The sequence below is a fragment of the Sorangium sp. So ce363 genome, assembly GCF_051520435.1.
Classification (GTDB): Bacteria; Myxococcota_A; Polyangia; order Polyangiales; family Polyangiaceae; genus Sorangium; species Sorangium cellulosum_B.
On the sequence record NZ_CP150333.1, the window covers coordinates 1,233,649 to 1,258,369 of the forward strand.

The following is a 24,721-nucleotide window of genomic DNA, read 5'->3' on the forward strand; positions in this document are numbered from 1 at the left end:
CGCGCCCTGCGCTTCCATGCCGCCCGCCTCGTGACCACGCCGCCGCCGCCCCCGCCCGCCGCGCTCCGCGCCCCGCGCGTCCGCGCAGAGCTCGTCGCGACCGGATGGGAGCTGTTCTCGGCGCTCCTGTTCCTCTCCGCCGTCGTCCCTGCCGCCCTCACCACGCCGTGGCCGGCGATCCTCCTGCTCGCCTCCCTGGCCGCCTCGGCCGCGTTCTCGGGCGCGCTCACCCGCCGCGGCGACCGCGGCTTCGCCGTCGCGGCGGCGATCCGCACCCTCTCGTGGCCGCTCGCGGTCTTGCCGCTCGCGTTCCGAGGCGCCCCGACCGTGCCCCCCTCCTGGCCAGGGCCGCTCGGGATCGGCCGCGCGACGCCGCCGTCGTGGCTCGGCCTCCTGGTGACCGCGGTCGCCTTCGGCGTCATGGCGGGCGGCATGCGCCGCGCGATCTACCGCGCCCTGCTCCGCGAAGGCGCCGTCGAGGGCGGCGCCGGAGACGCCGCCTCGGCGCGCGCCCTCGCCGCGGCGCTCCGGCCGAGGCTCGCGGAGTCGGCGGCGACCGCGGGCATCGTCGGCGGGCACGTCATGCTGCTCTTCTGCGTCGCGTTCCTCCGCACCCAGAGCCAGGTCGTGTTCCAGGCGTGGTTCGAGGTCGTCCCCCTCCTCGCCCTCTCGGGCACCCTCGGCTTCACGCTCGCCGTGCGCCCCGCCACGCGCCCGATCCTGGCCGCCCTCGCGGCCGGCCCTTCCGGCGCCCGCGCCCTGCTCGGCCGTGGCCTCGCCCGCGCCGAGCGGCTCCCCGACGTGCTCGCCTCCTTGAACTTCGCGCTGTGGCTCGGGTGCACCGCGATCGGCATGGCCTACGTGCGCGTCGGCGCCACCTCCAGCGTCGCCGACGCGCTCATGCAGCTCGGCTTCGGCGCGCTCTTCGCCTTCGGCGTCTCGTTCTACCAGCGCGCCTGGCACAAGGACTCGGTCGCCCGCGCGGTGGACCTCCTGCGCGCCTGGACGGGCGCGCCCGAGCACGGCGGCGCGCCCCCGACGCCCCTCCGGCGGCGCATGCTGCGCGACTTCGGGCTGCCCCTCCTGTTCACGGGGCTCCTCTCGCTCTTCTCGTCGATCGGCCTCTACCGCGCGCTCGCCACCGGCTCGTCGTTCGACGAGGACTTCAACGCGATCACCGCGCTCTTCGCCTCGCTGTCCCTCCTCGTCCTCGCCGCCCTCGGCGTCGTCGCGCGGGCGGCGCGCGAGCTCTCCCGGCCGATGGCACAGCTCGCCCGCGCCGCCGACGAGGTCGCGCGCGGCGAGCTCGACGCCGCCGTGCCGCGGCTGTCAGGGCCGAAGGAGGTCGTGGGCCTCGGCGAGAGCGTCGAGCGCATGCGGCAGGCGCTGTCCCGGACGATCGCCGAGCTCGAGGCCGAGCGCGCCGGCCTCGAGGAGAACGTCGCCGCGCGCACCGCCGAGCTCACGCGCGCCCTGTCCGAGCTGAAGCGGACGCAGGCCGCGCTCATCCAGGGCGAGCGGCTCGCCTCCATCGGCGAGCTCGTGGCCGGCGTGGCGCACGAGATCTACAACCCGCTGAACGCCATCGCCGGCGCCGCCCAGCCGATCGAGGAGCGCGCCGCGGAGCTCCGCGCCGTCCTCGACGCGTACCGCGAGGCGGAGCGTGATCTCCCGGGCGAGCGCCGCCGCGCGCTCGAGGCGCTCCGCGAGCGGCTCCAGACCGAGGCGGCGCTCGACGATCTCGCCGGCATCTCGACCCTCGTCCACCGCGCGGTCGAGCGCAGCGTCCGCATCGTCACCAACCTGAAGAGCTTCTCGCGCGTCTCGGGCGAGCCGCTGCCGGTCGATCTGCACGCCGGGCTCGAGGAGACGCTGCTCCTGCTCGGCCCGCGGCTCCGGCAGGCGCGCATCGAGGTGATCCGGCGCTACGGCGAGCTGCCGCCCGTCACCTGCAGGGGCGGCGAGATCAACCAGGTGTTCATGAACCTCCTCGTCAACGCCATCCAGGCGCTCGAGGCGCCGCCGGCGCCCGCCGCGCCGGCAGAGGAGGGGACCTCCGGCGGGGGCGCGGCGCCGCGTGCGCCCGGCGAGCCGGCGATCTGCATCGAGACCTGGGTCGACGAGGACATGGCGGCCGTCGCGATCTCGGACAGCGGGCCCGGCGTTCCGGCGGACCTCGCCCAGCGCATCTTCGATCCGTTCTTCACCACGAAGCCGCGAGGGCAGGGGACCGGCCTCGGGCTGTCGATCTCGACCGAGATCGTCCGGCGGCACGGCGGCACGCTGGCCCTCGCGCCAGAACCAGAACCAGAAGAAGAAGATGGCGACGGCGGCCACGGCGGACACCCGTGCCGCGGAGCGCCGGCCTCGGTCCACGGCGCGCGCTTCGTCTGTCGCCTGCCCCTCGATCCTCGCCCGGCGAGCGCCCGTCCGCAAGGCGATACCCCTCCTCCCGCACGGCCTTCCACGGAGGCGAGCCCGCCCGAACGGCCGTCCGCGGAGGCGAGCCCGCCCGCTCGGCCTAACGCGCGGCTTGGCTCGACGAGACGAGCGCGCCATCGGCGCCGGTCTCCCACCCCACCTCCACACGGAGCTCGCACGATATTCATCGCAACCCGACCGCGGGCCCGTAGACCGGCTGTTTCAAACCGGATACGTTCAGCGAGCGATCCGACTCACCGCACAGCGCAATAGGGCCCTGAGAGACGAGAACGGCTCTTCTGGGGAGCGCTGAGGAGAAACGAAGGCACCATGGAGCGCGCGATTCAGCGACCGGCAGGTCCCAAGGCTTCGAGCACCGATCCGTTGATCGGGAAGGTCGTGGCCGGCAGGTACCGGCTCGAGGCACGGCTTGGCGAAGGCGGCATGGGCGTCGTTTATCGCGCTCGCCACGTGCTGATCGACCGGGTCGTCGCCCTGAAGCTCATCCGGCCCGATCTCCGCGGAGAGACCCACCTCCGCGCGTGGATGCTGCGCGAGGCGCGCGCCGCAAACCGCGTTGATCACGCCCACATCATCGATATCCACGACATCGGCGAGACCGAGGAGGGCGAGCTCTATCTCGTCATGGAGTACCTCGTCGGCACGCCGCTCTCGGCGGAGCTCGCGCGCGGCCCGATGCCGATCGCGCGATCGGTGGACATCCTCGAGCAGATGTGCGCTGCGCTCGCGCGCGCCCACGACCTCGGCGTCGTGCACCGCGACCTGAAGAGCGACAACATCCTGCTCACCCACCGCGGCGGCCGGAAGGATTTCGTCAAGATCCTCGACTTCGGCCTCGCCGCCATCGCGCGCGACCCGCGCCTCGCCCCGAAGGGCGCGGTCTTCGGGACGCCCGAGTACATGTCGCCCGAGCAGGCGCGCGGCGAGGAGGCGACGGCGCAGTCCGACCTCTACGCGCTCGGCGTGCTCTTCTTCGAGATGCTGACCGGGCAGCTCCCCTTCCGCGCGAACGACCGCGACACGCTCCTCGAGATGCAGCGGACCCACGCGCCGCCGCGGCCCCGCTCGATCCGCCCCGACGCGCACGCGCAGGGCGAGGCGATCGTGCTGCGCCTGCTCGAGAAGGACATCCGCAAGCGCTACCGCGACGCCCACCACCTCCAGGAGGAGCTGAAGGCGCTCCAGCGCGGGCTCCCGGCCCACGCGTGGGAGGTCGAGGGGAGCGACGGCGTGCCGGTGCCGCCGCCGCCGCCGCCGCCGCAGAGCGCCGGCGTCATCGAGTGGGCGAGCCGGGCGGCCCTGTTCTCGCGCATGGTCTCCCGCGCCTACCCGTCCGGGCAGGTGCCGCAGGAGGTCCAGAACGGCCTTGCGCAGGCCTGGGACCTCGCCGCGCGCGCCAACAAGCTCGAGGGCGAGGTCGCGAGCCTCACCCGCAAGCTCGAGGCGCTCGAGCGCCGCGGCCGCGCGCTGCGCGCCGAGATCGGCCGCAAGGTCGAGGAGCTCGCGCACGAGGAGTCGCGCGTGATGCGCGAGGCGATGGCCGACGGCGAGGACGTCGAGAAGGTCCGCGTCGAGCTCGCCGCCGCCGAGAAGCTCGCGCTGTCCGCGCGCCAGCTGGCGGACGGGGCGGCCCGCCAGGGCAACCACGATCCGCTCATCTACGAGCGCGCGGGCGCGGCCGGCGCGACCGCGCAGGCGAAGCGCGAGCAGCTCGGGCGTTACGAGCACAAGAAGAACACGCGCGAGGCGAACGCGCGCGACCTGCGCCGCCAGATCGACGAGCTCCGCGCCCAGCTCGCCCGCTACGCCGAGGCCCTGGAGGAGGACCTGGCGCAGGGGCGCGAGCGCGTCGCGGCGCGCACGCGCGAGGGGCTCGCCTACGAGAAGTCGTTCAGCGAAGCCTCCAACCTGCTGCTGAGCCACCTCCGCAACAAGCCGGAGTGTCGGGATCTCGTGGCGGAGCTCCTCACGTCCCACGCCAGCCCTGGCGCGGACTCGGGCTCGGATCAGCGACTCTCCGGCTCGGATCGCCGGCTGAACAACGCGACCGAGCGCAACTGAACACGGACGGAGACAGCTGAACACGATCGAGCGCAGCTGAAAGCGTCCGAGCGCAGCTGAATGCGACCGGACGCGACAGCGTGTGACAGCGTTCGGTCGTGCGCGCTTCTTTCTTTCACCATCGTACGTAATCTCCCTACGTCATCTCCTGACGTCGCGCCGCTGACAGGCCTTCTCGTCGAGGGCGCGCATCGCGCCCTCTCGACGGCGTCTCGGGTGCATGGTAGCTAGCGCGCGCCTCGGGGGTCCGGTCACGGTGGAGGCATGCCTGGCAGCTCTGGGCACTCCGACACCCTCCGGTCGTCGAGGGACGAGGCTGTGCTGAAGCGTCGGCGTTAGAGCAAGAGCCCATCCGGCAGCGCGCCGGTCCCCTTCCCCTTTACGCAGGCGGCCAACCCCTCGGAACCACGAAGCAGCGAGCGGCGATGGCGCCGTCCTCTGCCTCGGATTTTGCGATGGAGGCACACCGTCCATGAACGTTCTCCGGTCCCAAAAGGCCTGGCTCGCACCGATGCTGGCCGGGCTCGCCGCGCTCGCCCTGCTGCTCAGCGGCGGGCTCGCCAGCGCCAGTGAATCCGATCTTGTCCTCCCCGACCTAGGCACCCAGTCCTTCGGTGGCATCGACGGCCGCACGCTCCTCATGGGCGGCATCGGCGTCTGCGCGCTCGGGTTCGTGTTCGGGCTCGTCATTTACTCGCAGCTGAACAAGCTCCCGGTCCACCGCGCGATGCGGGAGATCTCGGAGCTCATCTACGAGACCTGCAAGACGTACCTGGTCACGCAGTTCAAGTTCATCCTGGTCCTGGAGATCCTGATCGGCGCGGTCATGGTTCTCTACTTCGGCGTGCTGCGTCACATGGATGCCGCGAAGGTCGTGGTCATCCTGCTGAGCAGCCTCGTCGGCATCGCGGGCAGCTGCGGCGTCGCGTGGTTCGGCATGCGCATCAACACGTTCGCGAACTCGCGCGCCGCGTTCGCGAGCCTCAAGGGCAAGCCGTTCCCGACGTACGCGATCCCGCTCAAGGCCGGGATGAGCATCGGCGCGGTCCTCATCAGCACCGAGCTCATGCTCATGCTGGTGATCCTGCTCTTCATCCCGGGCGATTACGCCGGCCCGTGCTTCATCGGCTTCGCCATCGGCGAGTCGCTCGGCGCCTCCGCGCTCCGCATCGCGGGCGGCATCTTCACGAAGATCGCCGACATCGGCTCGGACCTCATGAAGATCGTCTTCAACATCAAGGAAGACGACGCGCGCAACCCGGGCGTCATCGCCGACTGCACCGGCGACAACGCCGGCGACTCGGTCGGCCCGAGCGCCGACGGCTTCGAGACCTACGGCGTCACCGGCGTCGCGCTCATCTCGTTCATCCTCCTCGCCGTCCCCGACGCCGCCGTCCAGGTCCAGCTGCTCGTCTGGATCTTCGTGATGCGCATCGTGATGGTCCTCGCGAGCATCGGCTCGTACCTCCTCAACGAGGCGATCGCGAAGGCGTCCTACGCCGACGCCGACAAGATGAACTTCGAGGCTCCCCTGACGCGCCTCGTCTGGCTGACCTCGATCGTGTCGGTCGCGCTCACCTACGCCGTCTCGGCGTTCATGATCCCGAACATCGGGGGCGACACGACGCTCTGGTGGAAGCTCTCGTCGATCATCACCTGCGGCACCCTGGCGGGCGCCATCATCCCGGAGATGACCAAGATCTTCACCTCGACCGAGTCGGGCCACGTCCGCGAGGTCGTGACCGCGTCGCGCGAGGGCGGCGCCTCGCTGAACGTGCTCTCGGGCCTGACGGCCGGCAACTTCAGCGCGTACTGGATGGGCCTCGTCCTCGTCGTGCTGATGGCCATCTCGTACTTCTTCTCCGCCCAGGGTCTCGCGCAGCTCATGATCGCCGAGAGCGTCTTCGCCTTCGGCCTCGTGGCGTTCGGCTTCCTCGGCATGGGCCCGGTGACCATCGCGGTCGACTCCTACGGCCCGGTGACCGACAACGCGCAGTCGGTCTACGAGCTCTCGCTCATCGAGAACGTCCCGAACGTCGAGGCCGAGCTGAAGAAGGATTTCGGCTTCACCCCGAACTTCGACAAGGCGAAGCACTACCTCGAGGAGAACGACGGCGCCGGCAACACCTTCAAGGCGACGGCCAAGCCGGTGCTCATCGGGACGGCGGTCGTCGGATCGACGACGCTCATCTTCTCGATCATCGTCGTGCTCACGAACAAGCTGACGACGAACGTGGACAAGCTCTCGCTGCTCCACCCGCCGTTCCTGCTCGGCCTCGTGACGGGCGGCGCGATCATTTACTGGTTCACGGGCGCGTCGACCCAGGCGGTCTCGACCGGCGCCTACCGTGCGGTCGAGTTCATCAAGGCGAACATCCGCCTCGAGGGCGTGGAGAAGGCCTCGATCACCGACAGCAAGAAGGTGGTCGAGATCTGCACGCAGTACGCGCAGCGGGGGATGTTCAACATCTTCCTCGGCGTCTTCTTCTCGACGCTCGCGTTCGCCTGCCTCGAGCCGTTCTTCTTCATCGGCTACCTCATCAGCATCGCGCTCTTCGGGCTCTATCAGGCGATCTTCATGGCGAACGCCGGCGGCGCCTGGGACAACGCGAAGAAGCTCGTCGAGGTGGAGCTGAAGGAGAAGGGCACGCCGCTCCACGCGGCGACGGTCGTCGGCGACACCGTGGGCGACCCCTTCAAGGACACCTCGTCCGTCGCGATGAACCCCATCATCAAGTTCACGACGCTGTTCGGCCTCCTCGCGGTCGAGCTGGCGATCGAGATCGACCGCGGGACGAGCCTCGTGCTCGCGGGCATCTTCTTCGTGCTCTCGACGGTGTTCGTGTACCGCTCCTTCTACGGGATGCGGATCAAGTCGGACGAGAAGGCGACCGCCGCTGCCGGCGCCCGCGCCACGGCCTGAGCCAGGCGTCTCCTCTCGCGCTCGGCGCTCCCCGCGCCCTGGCGCTCCCCTCGTTCACGCGCTGACCTCCCCCGCCGCCCGACGCCGCTCCGCGGTCGACGGCGCGCGGGGGGAGGGGCCTTGCGCCCAGCGTGCCCGCACTATAGTGACCCTTCATGCGAGCGCTCTGCCCCACCTGCGGCCTCCATCACGAGGTAGTCCGGATCCTCGAAGACGGACACGGCGAGCAGCGCAAGGACGTCTATCAGGTAGAGCCGCTCCTCGGCTGCGAGCGCACCTGGATCTCGGACAGGGAGCTGCTCGAGGCGCGCGCGCGCTTCGGTCAAGACGTCGTCGTCCCCGACGAGGATGACGAGTAGCGCAGCGACGACGGCCGCGCGGTCATGACGAGCAACGCGGCTCCGCTGGTCATCTGAGGGCACCTTCGCCGTGGCCCCGGCGCGTGGCCGCCGGTCGTGCGGTGCTCATGACACGCCCGATCGAGGGTCAGGCGATCTCTGACAACAACTCGTCGCGTGAGGGGCATTGGGGCGCCACCGTCGCCAGGCATCGTCTGCGGCCATTACCCGGCGGAGACGAGGACATGATGACGAGGCGGACCCTGAGGACGGCGTTGCTTCTGGTGCTCGCAGGCGGCCTTGCCGCGATCGGGAGCGGTTGCGGCGAGGATGGCGCGAAGGGCGCGCCCGGCGCGCCCGGTGAACAGGGCGCACCGGGCAAGGACGGCGCGAATGGTGAGCAGGGAGAGCCCGGTGAGCAGGGGGAGCCCGGTGCGCCGGGGGAGCCCGGGGCGCCCGGTGAGCCCGGTGAGCCCGGAGCGCCCGGTGAGCCCGGGGCGCCAGGGGAGCCCGGGGCGCCCGGGGCGCCCGGCGAGGACGTGCCGGTGTGGAGCAGCGCCGCGAACCTCGGGGATTACGTGAGGGAGCGCGTCGCGCTGTTCGCCACCGGCACCTTGCCCGAGGGCGAGCAGTTCCCGCTCCGCGCGGCCGCGACCGACACCATCCGTGCGCTCGCCGGCGTGCGCTCCGACATCGTGGTGACCTGGCTCGATCCGCTGACCTTCAGCACCACGCCGGAAGCGCCTCGCTTCGGCGCCAACAACGACTACACCGCGTTCTTCGGCGAACGGTGGGCCGCCACCGCGGGCGACGCGCCGCAGTGGAACGGCTCCGCCACCGCCGGGTGGCTCTGGGTCAACCACGAGTACGTCTCCGGGCGAAGCCCGACGGTCAGCTCCGCGCCGACCGGGCAGCACCTCACGCTGGCCCGGCACCTGCGCAAGCTCGGCGTCCTCACGAATGATGTCGAGTCGAACGTCTGGTCGCAGGCGGACGTCGACACCTATATCCGCTGGGAAAAGAAGGAGGTCGGCGGCTCCTGGCTCCGGACCGTGCAGGACCCGGCGACGGGCGCATGGTCGGTCGACCGGAGCGCGACCGCCGTCCGCTACGACGCGACGAGCAAGACGCTGAGCCGCGTCGCGGGGCACGAGCTCTCGAGTCCGGGCCACGACGACACGACCGGCGCGGCGCTCGCGGGCGGGCTCGTGGCCGGCATCATGGGCGACTGCGCCGGCGGGCAGACGCCGTGGGGCACGGTGATCACCGCCGAGGAGAACGTGCAGGACTACTACGGTGATCTCGAGGCGAGCTGGTCGGGCGATCAGCGGTTCCTCACCGGCCGGGGCTTCGACCCGGGCGCGCCGGTGAGCCCTGTCTTCGAGGCGAGCACCAGCGCGGAGTTCGGGCGCATCTCCGATCCGAACGGCCGGCAGCCGCGCGACCATTACGGGTATCTCACCGAGATCGACCCGGGGCAGCCCGCTGGCGAGTACGACGGCAAGACCCAGGCGGGCACGGGCCACAAGAAGTTCGGCTTCATGGGCCGCGCCCGCTGGGAGGCCGCGACGTTCGCTGTCGACGACGCGTGGAGGCTCGTGCCCGGCCGGCCGATCGTGGTCTACGGGACCGACGATCGCCGCGGCGGCCGCATCTACAAGTACGTCACCAGCGGCAACTACACGGCCGGGATGACGCGGGCGGCGATCCGCGCGCTGCTCGACGAGGGCAAGCTCTACGCGGCGCACATGGCCGGGCTCGACAACACGACAGGCAACACCCTGGTCGCGACCCACGCGGCCCCGACCGAGGCGTCCCCGGGCACGGGGCAGTGGATCGAGCTCTCCGTCGACAGCGCCGCCATCGCGCCGAACGCGGCAGCGCTCGGCGACCCGGCCAGGACGGTCGGCGACGCGCTGCGCGACGTGAGCTGGAACCGGATCGGCGGCTTCCCGACGGATTACGACGTCTGGCGCGCGCTGTTCACGGCGAGCAACAAGGTCGGGATCATGGAGCTGAACCGGCCCGAGGACATCGAGTGGAACCCGCGCGACCCGAGCGGCACGCCGCGCCTCTACGTGGCGTTCACCAACCACACGGGGCAGACGTCGCTCGATCAGGACGGCGCGGTCTTCGATCCGGCGACGCACGCGACCCAGTCCCCGAAGCGCGCGGACGCCGTGGGCTCGATCTTCGCGCTGGAAGAGTCCGACCCCGCGAACCCGGGCGCGTCGGCCGAGTTCCTGTACTTCGAGGTGTGGCACGGCTCGAAGGGGCAGGGCGACTTCGACGCCTCCTGCCCGGACAACCTGCTCCTCGACCGCGACGGCGGCGTGTGGTTCGGCACCGACGGCAACTTCGGCGTGGCCTCGCACGCGGACGCCTTCTACTACCTCGATCTCGACCCTGCCCACCGCGCGGGCCAGCCGGGCGTGACCCAGCCGAGCTTCGGCAAGGCGTTCCGCGTCGTGGGGCTGCCGAGCGACGCGGAGGCGACCGGCCCGTCGTTCACGCCCGACATGGGCACGATCTTCATGTCGGTGCAGCACCCCGGCGAGAACGCCTACAGCACCTGGCCGAAGGGCGACGCCTCCCTGTCGAGCGTGATCGCGGTCACCTTCCTGCCCGAGTGATCCCCTCGATGCCCGCCCGCCGCGCGCGCCTGCTGTCCGCGCCCCTGGCCTTCGCGGCGGTGTCCGCCGTCCTCGCCGCGGGCGCGCGCTGCGGCGGGGGCGGCTACGACCCGCTCGCCACCGCGGCCGCGCGCGCCGGGCGCGCGGGCAACCCCGAGGCGTCGATCCCGCCGATGTGTTACGCGACCACGGCCAGCGGCGCGAACGGCTGCTGGACGTGTCACACGATCGGGATCGGCCCGAACACGCTCGCCGATCACGAGCTCCAGCGCGAAACCAGCTTCTCGGACGCGGCCCGGAAGAACCCCTGGACGAACCTGCTCGAGGACCTCTCGGCCGCCGCCGCCCGGACGAGCGACGCGGAGATCCTCGGGTACATCCGGGAGGACAACTACGCGCCGCTGCGCGAGGCGCTCGCCGCGCGCCGGGATTACCCGGGCTACGTGCCGGATCTCGACCTCGGCGCCGGGCTCGACGAGGAGGGCTTCGCGCGCGACGGGAGCGGCTTCCGCGCGGTCCGCTACAAGCCGTTCCCCGGGAGCTTCTGGCCCACGAACGGAAGCGCCGGCGACGTGTTCCTCCGGCTTCCGGCCGCGTTCCGCGAGGACGCCTCGGGCGCGCCGTCGCGCGAGGTGTACAAGCTGAACCTCGCGCTGCTCGAGGCGGCGATCGCGTCGCCGTCGCCCCTGCCGAGGGAGGGCGCGGCCGGGCCCGCTGACGCGGCCGCCGGGCGGGAGGTGGAGCCGGTGAGCGAGCTCCTCGCCGGCTTCGATCTCGACGGCGACGGCGCGCTCGAGCCCGCGGTGACGCGCGTCGTCCGCCTGCCCGCGCGGTACGCCGGCGGGGCGGCCGGCGTCCCGGTGCGGGCGTGGCTCTATCCGCGCGGGGTGGAGCTCCTGCACTCGGTGCGGTACCTCGACCCGGATCGCCCGGCGCTGCTCGCCGCGCGGATGAAGGAGCTGCGCTACGCGCGCAAGGTCGACGAGCCGGACGACTGGGCGATCGCGCGCGCGTACGAGCGCGAGGCGGAGGAGAAGGACGAGGGGCAGCCGCCGTTCCACCCGGGCGGGCCCGAGGTCGGCCTGCGCAACGCGTTCGGCTGGCAGATCCAGGCGTTCATCGAGGACGAGCAGGGCCGGCTGCGGCTGCAGACCGCGGAGGAGCACCGGGCGTGCATGGGCTGCCACGGCGCGGTCGGGGTGACGGTGGATCACACCTTCTCGCTGGCGCGCAAGGTGCCTGGCGCCGCCGGATGGCGGCACCAGGACCTGCGCGGCATGCCCGACGTGCCGCAGGCCGGCCACGCGGAGCCGGAGGTGCTGACCTACCTGCGCCGCGCCCGCGGGGCCGACGACTACCGCGGGAACGCGGAGATGCTCGCCCGCTTCTTCCCGGGCGGCGCGCTCGATGAAGCCGAGGTGCGGCGCGGCGCGCCCGGCGGCGACCGCGATCTCGCGTACCTCGTCGCGCCGTCGCGCGAGCGGGCCCTCCTGCTGGACAAGGCCTACCGCGCCCTGGTCCGGATGCAGCGCTTCGAGGCGGGGCGGGATGTGGCGCTCGGGCCCGCGACCGGGATCCTGCGCGTCGTGGAGGGCGAGTCGACGGGCCTCGGTGAGGCGCAGCGCGTGTACCTCGACGGGCGGGTCCACCTCGCCTGGTGAGGCCCAGGCGGCGGCCCGGAGGGGCCTCGGCGCCTGGGGGCGCGCTCAGTTGGGCGCGAGCGGGCCCGGCGTCTCGGGCGGCTGGTCGGCGAGCGGCCGGTTGCGCCCGTCGACGCGGAGCACGCGCGGCGTGTGCCGCCGCGCCTCGGCGTCGTCCATGTCCGCGAACGTCGCGATGATCACGAGGTCGCCCGGCTGATTGAGGTGCGCCGCCGCGCCGTTGATGCACACGACGCCCGAGCCGCGCGCCCCCGCGAGCGCGTACGTGGTCAGCCGGGAGCCGCGCGTCACGTTCCAGATGTCGACCGCCTCGTACGGCAAGATGTCCGCGGCCTCCAGGAGGTCGGCGTCGATCGTGACGCTGCCCTCGTAGTGCAGATCCGCGTGGGTCACGGTCGCGCGGTGGATCTTGCTCTTGAACATCCGTCGGTTCATGCGTGATGCCCTCTGCCCTTCCCGGCCAGGGACGGCGGCGCGCGCGCCGGGTCGAGCGCGCCCGCAGGCCCGCGAGCGAGGCGGGCCTCCCTCGCCAGGGGAGGGACGGGCTACCTCATGCGTGCAGGCGGCGGTCAGTCAAGGAACAATCGCTGCCGCAGGAGCCGGCCGCCCGCCAGGTGGATGGCGTCCTCGTCGGGCAGCGGGTCGTCCGGGCCTGGCAGCGCGTCGGGGGGGCCGACCACCAGGACGACCTCGCAGGGACCCACCGCGACGTCCCGGAACAGCTCCTCGCGCGTGCCCGAGATGCTCGCGCCGCCGACGCCGTCCAGCGCCAGCTCCACGGACCACGGGCGCGCGCTCCCGCCCTGCACCAGGAAGGCCCTTACCGCGACCGGCGCCGGCACGCGCGTGCCGGGCGAGAGCGCGATCGTGAGCCTTTTGCCCCTGCCGACGTGGCGCGGGATGCCCGGCCCGCGATCGCCCTGCTGCGGGCCGTCGCCGAGGATCGTCGTCGCGAGCGTGTAGTCGGGGAGCGGGGCGGCGCCCGGCGCGAACGGCGCGGGCCGCAGCGCGAGCAGCGACACGAGCGCCGCCGACACGACCCAGCCGACCACACCCACGGCCGCCCGGGCCCGCGCCGCCGGAGTCGTCCGCCGCGCGCTCCGCCGCTCGACGACCAGCTCGGGGTGCGGCAGGCCCTTGCGCGGCGGCCTGGCGAGAGCGTCCGCGCCGTCCTGCGCGCGCTGGGCAGGCTGCCCGGGCGCCGCGCTCGAGCGCGCATCGCGCGGCGGCTCCGATGTCCCGGGCGGCACCGATTCGCCGTCGATCGCGCGACAGACCGGCGCGTCCGTGGTGGACGGCGCGCTCGTCCCGCTGAGCGAGTCGGCGTCCGCGCCCAGCGGCGCGGCATCGGCGACGTCGCTCGCCTCCTCCGCGTCGCAGTCCCACTCCTCGGGGCACCGGAAGCGGATCCCCGACTTCCGATCGACCGCTGGACGCGCCAGCGGAGACGGCGCGGGCGCACCGCCGCGCGGCTCCCGGAGCTGGGCGAGGAGCTGGTCGGCGAGCCGGGCGCGGGTCTCGTCGTCGAGGGGCGGCCGGACTTCGCGCTCCTCCCGCTCGGCGCTCGAGCGCGCCGCGGTGTTCGCTGCGTCTCCCGGAGCGTTTTGCGCGTCCTCCGGGCGCGTCTCTTCGGCGAGCCTGCGCCAGCGCGGATCGGTCGTCGGATCCCGCTGTGCGATGCGCGTCAGGGCGCGCAGCAGCTCGTCGTCGTCCATCAGCCGCTCCCCGCGTCGAGCCACGCGGTACAGCGCTCGACCTGCCGGCACCGGCTCAGGAGCGCGGGCGCAGCACGGGGGACCGGAAGGGGGGGGCGCCGCTCGCCGAGCGTCAGGGTAGGCACCCCGTCGCTCAGATTCGCCTCGTGGATCAGCGCGAGCGGTCGCTCGGGCATCTGATTCCCTTCCCCTGGGGATCGAAGAACCCCAGTTTGCTGTTCACGTTATCCGGTCTTCGCGGCGCGCGTCAATGCGCTGGTGGGCGCGCCCGGGGGCTTCTCCCCCTGGCACCTGTCGGCGTGGCCGTGAACGTGAACGTGGTCGTTGACGACACGCGATCGCGTTGCGGACGGCGCCGATATTTTCTCACAATTGCGTCTATTTTTTCGGTTTGGTCGCGTTGGGTGCGCTGGTCGCGTTGGGTGCGCCAGACGCGTCGGCCGCCTCGGTCGCCTTGGTTGCGTCGGCCGTCAAGACGCGCACGGTGTCACCGACAATCTCCAGCGCTGCTGGTTTTCCGCCGTAATGCGACGCCATGCCGACGTCGATCCGCCAGATCTTGTCGCCGCAGGCCGACGTGACGCCGTGCTTCTGGACCGTGTGGCCCACGACCATGCGCTTCGCGGACATCGCCGCGAGGGTCTGGTCCAGCGCCGCGCAGGGGGGCGACCCCGGGGCCGGCGGCGGCTCGCTCGAGTAGAGGCGCGCCCACACCGGGCTGTCCTCGGCCGCGATCACGGCCGGCGCGGAGGGGCTCTTCCCCTCCATCCACGCGCGCACCTCGCGGTTGATCCGCGCGATGCCGTAGCGCGTGTGGGCCGGGAGCACGCCGCCGTGCGCGAAGACGGTGTCGCCGACCGCGATGATCACGTCGCGCGCCGCGAGCCTCCTGGCGTAGAGACCGCCGGGGGCGAACGCGGCGGCGCGGGCTCGCGCGGGGGGCGGCACGGGCGCGAGGCGGGGGCCCGACGCGTCGAGCCCGGGCACGTCCTCGAAGTCCTTGAAGCCGCCCTCGGTGACGTAGCGGAAATCGAGCTGGACGTTCATGACCTCGTGGTTGCCGTTCAGCGCGTACACGACGCCGCCGGCGGCGCGCGCCTCGACGGCGAGGCGATCGAAGAGGTCGACGATCTCCTGCTCGCCGTCGCCGCGGTCGAGCTCGTCGCCCGTCTGCACGAGCACGAGCTTGCCGCCGATCCAGCGATCCGCGCCGTCGATCGCGCCCGCGATCCGCAGGGCCGCGCGCGTTGCCGCGAGGTCGCCGTGGACGTCGCCGATGGCGACCACGCGGTCGGCGGCCGGGTAGGCGTAGGAGCGATCCGCGTCGGGCGGCGGCGCGGCCGGGGCTCCGGTCGAGCGCGAAGGCGGAGAGGAGGCGGCGGCGGCCGGGCTGTGCGCCGTCGAGGCGGGTCGGTCGGCGTCGCAGCCCGCGGCGAGCAGTGCGGCGAGCAGCGCGGTGAGGCGGGGAGCGGCTGACATCGGACGCGATCCTCCGGGGGATGATCGGGGGTGTACCATGGCGAGCGGTGGACGCGCCGCGGCGGCGCCTCGACGCGCGCGATCAGGCCGGGAGCTTGGCGGAGAGGAATGATTTCAGCTTGATCAGATTCTTCGCGTCACGGCTGAAGCTCGGTGCCGTGTAGCTCGACGCCCAGCCGGTGATCTCGTGCATGAACGAGGTGCGGACCTGCTCGTCGCTCAGGATGTCGTCGACGGTGCGGCCGCGCGCGGCGCCCTTCTCCAGCGAGCGCACGTAGCTCTTGAGCCGGGCGTAGTCGCCGCCGAGCAGCTCGGCGATGAGCTCCGCGTCGCGGGCGAGCCGCGCGAGGGCCGGCGCCTGATCGCGCAGCTCAGGGCTCTCCGCCGCGGCGAAGGACGCGGCGACGCGCAGCACGAAGGCGTCGTCGAGGAAGCCGAGATCCTCGATGCCGTCCGGGATGAGGTCGAGCGACTTGAAGAGGTAGTTGAGGCCCCCCGCGAGCGAGCGGCGCGTGGCCTCCGGGCTTTCCGGCGAGGCGAGCAGGCCCGCCAGATCCGTGGCGTCCGAGGCGAGGCTGCGCAGCCACTCGGGGAACGTGTCGAGACAGCGGTCGTCGAGATCGGTCATGGGATCCTCCCGGCGGGAGCGCGAGGGTAGTCCGAGGGGCGCGGCGCCGTCCATGCCATCCATGCAGGCGAAGGCGCTCGGCGCCGCTTCGGGCGCCGGGCGCTGCGACCAGGACATCGTTGCCGGCGCGAGCGCGGCCGGCGCGAGCGCGCGTCGCCGGCGCGGGCGCGCGTCGATCGGGGCTCGCGGGCGGCGCGCCGCGCAGCGCGCGCGCTCTGCCGCGGCAGCCCCCCGATTATCCGTCCGTCAGCCCGATGCGCCCCGTGACGCTCGCGCTCGCGCGCACGCTCGCCTGGATGCGCACCGACGCGCTCTTCGAGGCCTCGGCCGCCCCGGCGACGCACGCGAGCGCGCGCGCTCCCGCGTCGCCCACGATCCGCGGGAGCGCGGCGCCGACCTGGACCACCGTCTGGGCGTCGCCGAGGAGCCGGCGGCCGAGCGCCACCTCGGCGTGCAGCAACGCCGGCAGGTTGGCCTGCAGCGTCGCCGCGAGCCGCGCGGCCATCTCGCCGCCCTGCACCACGCGCACCTGGACCCGCGTGGGCGTGCAGGCCGCGTGGACGGCCGCGTGCGCGCGGCAGCACGCCTCGCACTCGGCGTCGCCGCTCGGGGGCCACTCCACCCAGGAGCACTGCGGCGCCTGCCAGGCGCCCTCGCAGCGCGCGTGGCACGTGGCGTCGCAGCCGCCGTCGCACTCGCCGTCGCACTGCCCCGCGCAGCGGCCCTGCGCGTCGTAGGCGGAGCACTGCCCCCGGCACTGCCCGGTGCAGCGCCCGTCGCACCGCCCGTCGCAGCGGCCCTGGCAGTGGCCGGAGAGCCGCGCGGGCTCGCAGTACGCCACGATCTGCCCTGGAGCCAGCTGCACGTTGCACGAGCCGCTGCACTGCGCGCCGTTCGCCTCGCAGGCCGGCCGCCTCAGCGTGACCCCCACCCCGGCGCCCTGGAGCAGGATGGCGTCGATCGCCGCCGAGACCGGGCCGCAGGCGCCGCTGGCCTGGCCCCCCGCCTCGTCGCGCGGCGCCATCTGCGCGGGGGGTATCCCGAGATCCGCGCCCATCCGGCGGCACGCGTCGGCCACCTGCGCCTCGATTGCGGCCGACACGGCCGCCATGTCCTTGGCGGCCTGCACGAACGTCCTCACCTTCGCGTTCGCCCGGGCGTCCGCGGTGAGCTGGGCCCCGAGGACGTCGCCCGGGCCGCGCAGCTCGGGGCAGACGGCCTCGCCGGCGCCCTCGACGTGCGGGAGCTCGGCGCAGCTCGGGCCGGCGATGGACGCGAGGAGCGCGAGGGCGGGAAGCCCTCGCGCCGACCGAGCGACTCCCCTGCGCATGCGTGGCCTTTACCACGAGCGCGCGGGCGGCGCGCCGCGGCCTTCGGCTACGGGCGCGCGCCGCCGGCCGCGCTCGCGCTCTTCGCATCCATCGCCGGCCGCCAGCCGAGGATGCGCAGCGCGTTCTGCGCGAAGATCTTCACCACGTCCTCGCGCGACATGCCGCGCTGCCTGAGCCGCGCGGCGAGCGCCGGCAGCGCCGACGCGTCGTCGAGCCCCCTCGGCGGGACGATGCCGCCGTCGAAATCCGAGCCGATCGCGACGTGATCGACGCCGGCCACGCGGACCATGTGATCGACCTGCGCGACCACGTCGTCGACGTCCGCCTCGCTCGTGCCGTTCACGAAGGGGGCGTGGAAGTTGAGCCCCGCGACCCCGCCGCTCCGCGCGATGAGCCGCAGCTGCTCGTCCGTCAGGTTGCGCGGCCGGTTCGCCACCGCGCGCGCGTTCGAGTGCGTCGCGACGATCGGCGCGCCGTGCGCCGCGGCGATCGGGACGAGATCCGCGAACGCGGCGTCCGAGATGTGCGAGACGTCGATCAGGGCGCCCTGGTCGTAGACGCGCTCGCAGAACCGCTTGCCGAGCTCGGTCAGCCCGTACGCCGCCGGCTCGCCGGTCGCGGACGACGAGAGCCGCGTGTTCTTCGCGTGGTTCGGGCTGATGAGCCGCACGCCGCGCGCGATGAAGCGGTCGATCTGCGCGATGTCCGCCGCGAACGCGCCGGCCCCCTCGATCGAGAGGAAGGTGCTGATCTTCCCCGGCTCGGCCCGCGCCGCGCCGAGCGGGAGCAGCACCGGGTTCGCGGCGATGATCGCCTCGATCGTCGCGAGGACCGCGCTGGCGTCCTCGATCTGCGGGCCCTCGGGGCGCGCCTGGTCGGGCAGGTAGATCGGCAGCACGATGCCGAGGTAGTGGCCCGCGACGAGCGTCTCCCTGCGGGCGTGGCCTTCGCCGAGGCGCCTGTCGCGCCCCTTGAAGTGGACCTGCCAGGGCACGTCGACGTGCAGATCGACGACCGGCACGGGGGGCTCCGCGGGCGGGTCGCCGAGCGTGGGCCGCGGCGCGCCCAGGGCGCCGGCGGCGCAGGTGACGGCGAGCAGGGCGCGGACGCGGGCGCTTCCGTTCATGCGCTCACCCGCTCACCAGCACGCCCAGCGCGAAGCCGACGCCGAGGCACACGAGCCCGATGAGCCCCACGAGCCACCAGGCAGCGCCCTCCGAGCCCCCGCCCTCGGCGGCCAGGGGGACGTCCACGACCCGCACGTCGTAATGGCCGCCCGTGAGCGTCGGCACGCCGGCGGGCTGCTGCGCGCTGATGTGGGTTGGCCTGGCCGAGAAGGTCGCCGTGGGCGCCACCGACGGGGACGCCTGGACGGGCGGCGCTGACGTGCGCGGCGGGGGCACCGTCGGGATCCTGGACGCGACCGGCGGCACGCTCTGCACCGGCTGCGTGATGTTCTGCGGCGGTGGCGCCATGTTCTGCGGCGACTGCGTCGCGTTCTGAAGCGGCTGCGGCGGCGGCAGCGAGGGCAGCTGGTGCGTCAGCGCGGGCGACGCCGGCGCGTCGGGCCGCGCGCTGGGCGTCGCGATGCCCGTGCGGTGCGCGATGGCGCCCAGCGTCTGCGCCATCTCCTCGGCCGTCTGGAAGCGCCCGGCCACGTCCTTGCAGAGGGCGCGCTGGAAGAAGAGGCCCCAGGCCGCGAGGTGGGGCGCGACCTGCTCGATCGGGCGCACCTCCTTGGCGAGCACGGCGGTGAGCCGCGCGAACTCGTTCTCGGCTGGGAACGGCTGCGTCGCCGTGAGCATCTCGTAGAAGATCACGCCGACGCTCCAGAGATCGGCGCGCGCGTCGACGCCCTGCGCGTTCTTGATCTGCTCGGGGCTCATGTAGCCGGGCGTCCCGAGGAGCGTGCCAGCGCGGGTCTTCAGGCCCATTCCGCCGGCCGCGTCCATCACCTTCGCGATGCCGAAGTCGAGCACCTTCACGCGGAAGCCCCCGCGCGGATCGCGGATGAGGAACAGGTTCTCGGGCTTCAGATCGCGGTGGATCACCTTGTGGCTGTGCGCCGCCATGAGCGCCTGGAGCACCTCGTGGATGATCGGCACGGCCTGCTGCGGGGGGATCGGGTTGCCCGTGTCGATGTACGCGGCGAGCGGGACGCCCTGCAGGAGCTCCATGACGAGGTAGGGCGTGCCGTCCTCGGCGCGGGTCGCCTCGAAGACCGAGGCGATGTTCTGGTGGACGAACCCCCTCGTCGCCTCCGCCTCGGCGAAGAAGCGGTGGAGGACCTGCTCCTCCTGCGTGAACTCGGGGTGGAGCACCTTGATCGCCCGCTTGCCCTCGCCGCGAAGGCTCTCGGCCTCGTAGACCGCGCCCATGCCCCCCTCGCCGAGGAGACGCAGGATCCGGAAGCGCCCGCTGAGCACGGCGCCCACGAGCTGATGGGAAGGGCTCGATGGGTCGATCACACGCGGACTCTACCAAAGCTTCACCGCGGCCCGCTCGCCGAAACCTCGGCGGCGTTTGGCTTCCGGTTCCGCCGGCGCTTCGGCGTGCGGCTCCGCCGGCGCGGGTGTCAGGGCGCGGCGTTCGCCACGGCCGAGCGCGCGGCCGGGCTCGCGGGCAGCGGCGTCCGCAGGGCCTCGCCCGGCTGAGCGCCGGCGTAGAGGAGCTCGTAGACGGCGAGGCTCGTCATCACGCGCTTCGTGTAGAGCCGCGTCTCCTCGTACGGGATGCGCTCGACCCACAGGTCGAAGCTCTGCGAGGGGCGCTCCGCGATCCATCGCTTCGGCGCGCCGCCCCCCGCGTTGTAGGCGGGGATCGCCAGCAGCGGGTTGTCCGAGAACTGGCCGCGCAGCTGCGAGAGGTAACGGCAGCCGAGCGCGATGTTCACCTCGGGGCGCTTCAGCGCGTCGGCGCTCCACGGCAGCCCGAGCGGCTTGGCCACCCGCTTCGCGGTCGGCACGATGAGCTGCATCAGCCCGAACGCCTGGGCCGGCGAGGCCACCCTCGGGTCGAAGGCCGACTCCTCGCGCATGATCGCGTAGGCGAGGGCCTCGGGGATCCCGCTCCGCTTGGTCTCCGCGGCGACGAGGCCGGAGAAGGGGCGCGGGTAGGCGAGCTCCCAGGCGCCGCGCCAGCGCCCGACCGGGTAGTGATCGACCCACTCGCCCGCGAGCTCGACGGCCGCCGGCGCCGCCATGGCGGTGCGCAGGATGCTGTACGACTGCGGCAGCGCGCCCGAGCGCGCGAGCAGGAACGCCGAGGCCCACATCACCTCGCGCGGCGCCGTCTTGCCCCCGACGCCGAGCAGGTCGAGCTCGCGCCGCGCGAGCTTCGCTTCCCCCTGGCGCGCGAGCTCGACCGCGCGCGTGAACGCGGGTTGCGCGAAGAGCGGGCTCCTGAGCTCGGTGTACGGCGCGCTCGCGTCGCGCTCCAGGGCCGCGGACAGGGCGCGCTGGGCGGCGGCGGGGTCCACGTCGGCGAGCCGCGCGTGGGAGAGCGCCATGTAGAAAGAGAGCGGGTAATCGCGGATCACCTGCTCGAGCAGCGCCTTCCCCTTGTCGGGCGAGCCCGTCTCGATGCGGGCGCGCCCGAGGTAATAGGGGAGCCTGCCGGCGGCGTGGTACGCGCGTTCGTGCGGGAACCGCTCGAGCGCGCGCTCGAGCGGCCTGACCGCGCCCGCCCAGTCGCCGCGCTCCATCTCGAAGAGCGCGAGCTCGAACAGGCCGTCGGCGACCATGTCGCCCGACGGGTAATCGTCGGGCATGGCGGTGAGCAGCTGCACGAACTGCGCCTGGTCCCCGAGCCCGAGCAGCGCGCGCGCGCCGAGGTAGCGCGCGTCGTCCGCGAGCCGGTGATCCGGGTATTCCTTCTCGAGCAGCGCGAAGCGCGCGGCCGCCTCGGCGTGCCGATCGACGCGGAGCGACGCGCGCCCGGCGTTGTAGAGGGTCTCGGGCCGCCGCGGGGCGGGCGCCCCGGCTGCGGCGGGCGCCCCGGCTGCGGCGGGCGCCCCGGCTGCGGCGGGCGCGCTCGCACCTGCAGCGGTGGGCGCGACGCCTGCAGCGGCGGGCGCAGCCGGCCCGCAGCGCTCGATCGCCGTGCCGAAAAGGTCGGCGGCCTCGGCCCGCCGCCGGAGGCGCCCGAACGCCTCGCCGCGCGCGGCGAACGCGTCGCAGGCGAAGGCCGAGGGCGCCTGCGCCTCGGGGAGGGCGATCAGCGCGTCGGTGACGGCGAGCGCTTCCTTGTCCTGGCGCGAGGCGAGCAAGGCACGCGCGCGGGCGAGCAGATCGGCGGGGCCCAGGTCGAGGAACGGCTTGCGCCGCGCGAACGGCAGCGTCGACAGGGCCTGGTCCTGGAGCTCCTTCGCCTCCCCGGCGCCGGCGCCGCCCGGCGCCTCGTCGATGACGCGCCGGGTGACACGGATCGCCTCCTCGGCGTGGTCTTCGCTCGGGTGGCGGAGCAGCGCGCGCGCGAAGCGGAGCGCCTCGGGCACCCACGTCGACGCCGGCCAGCTGCGGGCGAGGTACGCGCGCCAGCGCGCGGCCGCGCCCTCGATGTCGCCCTTGTCGGCGAGCGCGCCGGCGACGATGCGATCGAGCTCGTCGGCGATCGCGACGTCCGACGCGACGGCGCGCGCGCGCTCGAGCGCCGCGTCGGGCTGCCCCGCCCTGGCGAGGAGATCGGCCGCCGCGAACCTCGCGTGATCCGCGAGCGGCCCGCCCGCCGCCGCGGCGGCGTCGTACTCCTTCGCCGCGCCCACGGGATCGCCCGCGAGGGCGCGCAGCCGCCCGAGCTGGTAGCGGAACGCCGCTGCGTCCGCGGGCGACAGGGGCGCCGAGAGCGCCTGGGCCATCGCCGCGGCCGCGCCTGCGTACGCCTCCTGCTCGACGAGCTTCTGCACCTGCGCGAGCCGCGGGTCGTCCAGCACGAGGGTGAGGCGCTCGGGGTCGAACGCCGGCGCCTCGCCCGGCGTGCCCGGGACGACGGGCCCCGCCGGCGCCGCGCTCGGCGGGGGCGCCGGCTGCGGGCAGAGCGGCGGGCAGGCCGTCGCCCCGCGCTGCGCGGGGGGCGCGCCGGCGCACGAGGCGCCGAGCGACGCGGTCAGCGCGAGCGTGGCGGCCAGCGCGAGCGCGGCGGCCCCGGAGCGGGCATCCAGCCTGAACATGCCTGCACCATACTCCGGATCGCGCGGTCGCACAGCGATCGAGGCGAGCGGCGCGCCTGCGAGCCGCCGGCGCGCCCTCTCGTGAGCTGGCGCGCCGGCGTTCGGACGTGAGAAGCGGGCGTGGCGGGGGGCGCGGCGTTACTGGGCCGCGTCGCAGGCGAGGAAGACCCGGATGGCCTCGATCGTGTCGTCCGAGAGCTTCGCGCCGATGGGCATCCCGTCCCCGCCATTCGCGCCGCCGATCCGGATCTCCGAGAGGATCTCCGCCGCCTCGGCGGTGACGCTGGCGGGGTCGTCGACGTTGACATCCTCCGGAGCGCCGATGCGCGACGCGCCCTCCGAGGTCGACAGATGACAGGGCACGCACTGGTCCTGGAGCGCCTGGTAGCCCGCCTCCGCCTGCGCGGTCGAGTCGGGCGGACATTCACCGAGCGGCGACCCCCCGGAGGTATCGCCGCCGCCGTCATCGCCGCCGCAACCTTGGAGAGCGCCCATGACAAAGGGCGCGAAGCAGAGCAAGAGCATCGTACGAACGGGCATCAAAGCACCTCAACAGCTTGTTTAGGGAAGGGGAGCGAGCCGGAGTCGAGCCTCCAGCCATGCAGGCCGGCCGGGCGCTGCGCGCCGATGGTGCCTGGGGCTGCGCACCGGGTCAACAAAGACGGATCGGCGTGGACTGAAGGGAACCGGGGTCGTCCGAGGGGGCAACCTCGTACAAGTTCGAGGCGCCGTGGGTCTGCTCGGCGGCAGCCTCGTGCGAGGGGAGGCGCCGCCGGCCCCGTTCGGATAGGGCGGCACCTGCGGCACGTCCGGGACCGGCGTGTCGAGCACGATCTCGGCGCCTCTCTTTTTTCGCAAGCGCATCCTCACGTCGCTCGCGGAGCGCAGCCTCCCGGATGTCATGCGGTGGAGCTCGGGCCGATTTCGGGCGCGTGCGCTGCCTCGCTGCTCGCTCTGGGCAGCTCGAACCAAAAGAGGCTCCCCTTGCCCACGACCGTGCGGAGCCCCACGCGGCCGCCGTGCGCCTCGGTCAAGCGTTTGACGGTGGCGAGGCCCAGGCCCAGACCCGGCACTCGAGCGCCTTGCGCTCGGACATGAGGCTCGAACACCATCTGCTCCAGGGCCGGCGCGACGCCGGGCCCCGTGTCCTCCACCTCGATCCGCACAGCCTCTCTCGCGTCGATCACCCGGATCACGACGCGACAGACCGCCGCGTCGCCGAGGTACTTGAGCGCGTTGCGGGTCAGGTTGGCGAGGATGCTGGTCAGCACGCCGGGGCTCGCGGCCACCGCGCACGGGGCGAAGGGCTCGACGCGGAGCTCCGCGCCGAGCTCCACCGCGACAGGAGCGAGCTCGACCATGAGATCGTCGATGATGGGGTGCACCTCGGCGCGCGCGCCTGGCTCCGGACTCGCGCCCGCGCGAGCAAACGCCAGCAGCCCGTCGGTCATGCGCTTGACGCGCAGGGTGGCCTGCCGGCCCCGTTCGAGCCCTTTTCGTGCCGGATCTCCCTCGCCGCACCGCCGCAGGGCGAGGTCGAGCGCGAGCGCAACCGCGCCGAGGGGGCTGAGCACGTCGTGCGCGACCCGGCCGGCGAACTGCTCGAGCTCATCCGCTCGACGCTCCAGGACCACGCCTTGCTGCCAGAGCAGCCTCACGTGGCGCCGGACCTGCACGGCGCCACCAGCGAGAGCACCCGGCCGGTGTCCAGATCGAGCTTGCCGAGCGCCTGCGCGACGGTCTGCCACTGCTTGAGCTCGCCCGGATAGACGGGCATGCCGAGGTAGACGTCGATGCTCCGGGATAGATTGTCACGCGCCTCGTCGAGCTCGTGGCGGTCGCGCGGGCGGCCCAGCGCGGCGTCGTTGACGAGGTCGCTCAGGAGCGCCTGGGTATGCCTCAGCTCGGCGCGCGCGGCCGCCAGGTGCATGATGCTCGGCGTGGCGTTCTCCGCCAAGCTCATGGCCGCCGCGTCGATCTCGGCGGCTCGGTGCTCCGCGTAGCCAGCGGAGATCACGAAGCTCGCGATGGCGACGAAGAAGGCCGCAAACAGCGACAGCAGAATAGACGGCAGCCGCTCGAGCATAAGAGAAAACTTCGCTCTCGCCGGGTCCTTCCTCCGTCGCATCGCCATGCCGGGATGCTGTTCCGCCGTCCGCCCGAGCGCAACGCGGGACGTACGCCGGAGCCGTGGCGGATCACCCTCGCTGCATCAGCGGATGTCCCCCAGGCTCGTGTCGAGGGAGGATGAGATAACCACGATTACGCTGGTGAGCGCTGGTCGGCCTTGGTGCCCTGAGCGCGATCGAACGAGCTTGGTGAACACCGATGAGGCCCCAGGAG

At 73.2% G+C, this 24,721-nt stretch carries 18 protein-coding genes; 6 read left to right on the forward strand and 12 right to left on the reverse strand.

Features of this window, described 5'->3' with window-relative positions; genetic code table 11:
• The first annotated feature begins 30 nt into the window (after positions 1-30).
• The 6 genes from WMF12_RS04620 (at position 31) to WMF12_RS04645 (ending at position 12,058) form a co-directional block, all read left to right on the forward strand.
• Positions 31-2,694 carry an ATP-binding protein gene (locus WMF12_RS04620; protein ID WP_437866643.1) on the forward strand — a complete coding sequence of 888 codons (2,664 nt, stop codon included), beginning with the start codon at positions 31-33 and terminating at the stop codon, positions 2,692-2,694.
• A gap of 57 nt (positions 2,695-2,751) precedes the next feature.
• Positions 2,752-4,503 (forward strand): serine/threonine-protein kinase, encoded by a 1,752-nt coding sequence (locus WMF12_RS04625; protein WP_012233567.1) that lies wholly within the window; start codon positions 2,752-2,754, stop codon positions 4,501-4,503.
• 472 nt (positions 4,504-4,975) lie between these two features.
• A complete protein-coding gene (locus WMF12_RS04630; protein WP_437866665.1) occupies positions 4,976-7,426 on the forward strand; it encodes a sodium-translocating pyrophosphatase in 2,451 nt (816 codons plus the stop codon).
• Between the two features lie 155 nt (positions 7,427-7,581).
• On the forward strand, positions 7,582-7,785 hold the full coding sequence (locus WMF12_RS04635) for a hypothetical protein (protein ID WP_437866670.1): 204 nt from the start codon (positions 7,582-7,584) through the stop codon (positions 7,783-7,785).
• Between the two features lie 227 nt (positions 7,786-8,012).
• Positions 8,013-10,397: an alkaline phosphatase PhoX gene (locus tag WMF12_RS04640; protein ID WP_437866679.1), complete on the forward strand. Its 2,385-nt coding sequence runs from the start codon at positions 8,013-8,015 to the stop codon at positions 10,395-10,397.
• Between the two features lie 8 nt (positions 10,398-10,405).
• Positions 10,406-12,058 carry a hypothetical protein gene (locus WMF12_RS04645; RefSeq protein WP_437866687.1) on the forward strand — a complete coding sequence of 551 codons (1,653 nt, stop codon included), beginning with the start codon at positions 10,406-10,408 and terminating at the stop codon, positions 12,056-12,058.
• 45 nt (positions 12,059-12,103) lie between these two features.
• On the opposite strand, the gene panD is transcribed toward WMF12_RS04645, so the two are convergent.
• The 12 genes from panD to WMF12_RS04705 form a co-directional block, all read right to left on the reverse strand.
• Positions 12,104-12,493, reverse strand: a complete 390-nt coding sequence (panD, locus tag WMF12_RS04650) for an aspartate 1-decarboxylase (RefSeq protein WP_437297999.1) — start codon at positions 12,491-12,493, stop codon at positions 12,104-12,106.
• A gap of 134 nt (positions 12,494-12,627) precedes the next feature.
• Positions 12,628-13,773 carry a hypothetical protein gene (locus tag WMF12_RS04655; protein WP_437866702.1) on the reverse strand — a complete coding sequence of 382 codons (1,146 nt, stop codon included), beginning with the start codon at positions 13,771-13,773 and terminating at the stop codon, positions 12,628-12,630.
• Entirely contained in the window at positions 13,773-13,949 is a 177-nt protein-coding gene (locus tag WMF12_RS04660; protein WP_437866706.1) for a hypothetical protein, read from the reverse strand. Before WMF12_RS04660 ends, WMF12_RS04655 begins: the two co-directional genes overlap by 1 nt.
• Before the next feature lie 202 nt (positions 13,950-14,151).
• Positions 14,152-15,252 carry a metallophosphoesterase gene (locus tag WMF12_RS04665; protein ID WP_437866714.1) on the reverse strand — a complete coding sequence of 367 codons (1,101 nt, stop codon included), beginning with the start codon at positions 15,250-15,252 and terminating at the stop codon, positions 14,152-14,154.
• An 82-nt stretch (positions 15,253-15,334) separates the two neighbouring features.
• Positions 15,335-15,880 carry a DUF1232 domain-containing protein gene (locus tag WMF12_RS04670; protein ID WP_437866722.1) on the reverse strand — a complete coding sequence of 182 codons (546 nt, stop codon included), beginning with the start codon at positions 15,878-15,880 and terminating at the stop codon, positions 15,335-15,337.
• 235 nt (positions 15,881-16,115) lie between these two features.
• Positions 16,116-17,210, reverse strand: coding sequence for a hypothetical protein (locus tag WMF12_RS04675; protein WP_437866727.1), 1,095 nt, complete (start codon positions 17,208-17,210; stop codon positions 16,116-16,118).
• Positions 17,211-17,257: 47 nt separating this feature from the next.
• A complete protein-coding gene (locus WMF12_RS04680; RefSeq protein WP_437744422.1) occupies positions 17,258-18,337 on the reverse strand; it encodes a dipeptidase in 1,080 nt (359 codons plus the stop codon).
• 4 nt (positions 18,338-18,341) lie between these two features.
• Positions 18,342-19,679, reverse strand: coding sequence for a protein kinase domain-containing protein (locus WMF12_RS04685; RefSeq protein ID WP_437744423.1), 1,338 nt, complete (start codon positions 19,677-19,679; stop codon positions 18,342-18,344).
• Between the two features lie 107 nt (positions 19,680-19,786).
• Positions 19,787-22,378 (reverse strand): transglycosylase SLT domain-containing protein, encoded by a 2,592-nt coding sequence (locus WMF12_RS04690; RefSeq protein ID WP_437866751.1) that lies wholly within the window; start codon positions 22,376-22,378, stop codon positions 19,787-19,789.
• A 138-nt stretch (positions 22,379-22,516) separates the two neighbouring features.
• Complete coding sequence (locus WMF12_RS04695) at positions 22,517-22,918, reverse strand: hypothetical protein (RefSeq protein ID WP_437866762.1); 402 nt, start codon at positions 22,916-22,918, stop codon at positions 22,517-22,519.
• Positions 22,919-23,277: 359 nt separating this feature from the next.
• A complete protein-coding gene (locus tag WMF12_RS04700; protein ID WP_437866780.1) occupies positions 23,278-24,054 on the reverse strand; it encodes a sensor histidine kinase in 777 nt (258 codons plus the stop codon).
• Positions 24,033-24,512: a hypothetical protein gene (locus tag WMF12_RS04705; protein ID WP_437866792.1), complete on the reverse strand. Its 480-nt coding sequence runs from the start codon at positions 24,510-24,512 to the stop codon at positions 24,033-24,035. Before WMF12_RS04705 ends, WMF12_RS04700 begins: the two co-directional genes overlap by 22 nt.
• Between the last annotated feature and the right edge of the window lie 209 nt (positions 24,513-24,721).

Excerpts from the sequence above, each read along its gene's own strand:
- WMF12_RS04705 (WP_437866792.1), bottom strand. The coding sequence starts at position 24,512 with ATGGCGATGCGACGGAGGAAGGACCCGGCGAGAGCGAAGTTTTCTCTT.
- WMF12_RS04690 (WP_437866751.1), bottom strand. The coding sequence starts at position 22,378 with ATGTTCAGGCTGGATGCCCGCTCCGGGGCCGCCGCGCTCGCGCTGGCC.
- WMF12_RS04665 (WP_437866714.1), bottom strand. The coding sequence starts at position 15,252 with ATGTCAGCCGCTCCCCGCCTCACCGCGCTGCTCGCCGCACTGCTCGCC.
- WMF12_RS04695 (WP_437866762.1), bottom strand. The coding sequence starts at position 22,918 with ATGCCCGTTCGTACGATGCTCTTGCTCTGCTTCGCGCCCTTTGTCATG.
- WMF12_RS04635 (WP_437866670.1), top strand. The coding sequence starts at position 7,582 with ATGCGAGCGCTCTGCCCCACCTGCGGCCTCCATCACGAGGTAGTCCGG.
- WMF12_RS04640 (WP_437866679.1), top strand. The coding sequence starts at position 8,013 with ATGACGAGGCGGACCCTGAGGACGGCGTTGCTTCTGGTGCTCGCAGGC.
- WMF12_RS04625 (WP_012233567.1), top strand. The coding sequence starts at position 2,752 with ATGGAGCGCGCGATTCAGCGACCGGCAGGTCCCAAGGCTTCGAGCACC.
- panD (WP_437297999.1), bottom strand. The coding sequence starts at position 12,493 with ATGAACCGACGGATGTTCAAGAGCAAGATCCACCGCGCGACCGTGACC.
- WMF12_RS04655 (WP_437866702.1), bottom strand. The coding sequence starts at position 13,773 with ATGGACGACGACGAGCTGCTGCGCGCCCTGACGCGCATCGCACAGCGG.
- WMF12_RS04630 (WP_437866665.1), top strand. The coding sequence starts at position 4,976 with ATGAACGTTCTCCGGTCCCAAAAGGCCTGGCTCGCACCGATGCTGGCC.
- WMF12_RS04680 (WP_437744422.1), bottom strand. The coding sequence starts at position 18,337 with ATGAACGGAAGCGCCCGCGTCCGCGCCCTGCTCGCCGTCACCTGCGCC.
- WMF12_RS04675 (WP_437866727.1), bottom strand. The coding sequence starts at position 17,210 with ATGCGCAGGGGAGTCGCTCGGTCGGCGCGAGGGCTTCCCGCCCTCGCG.
- WMF12_RS04660 (WP_437866706.1), bottom strand. The coding sequence starts at position 13,949 with ATGCCCGAGCGACCGCTCGCGCTGATCCACGAGGCGAATCTGAGCGAC.
- WMF12_RS04670 (WP_437866722.1), bottom strand. The coding sequence starts at position 15,880 with ATGACCGATCTCGACGACCGCTGTCTCGACACGTTCCCCGAGTGGCTG.
- WMF12_RS04645 (WP_437866687.1), top strand. The coding sequence starts at position 10,406 with ATGCCCGCCCGCCGCGCGCGCCTGCTGTCCGCGCCCCTGGCCTTCGCG.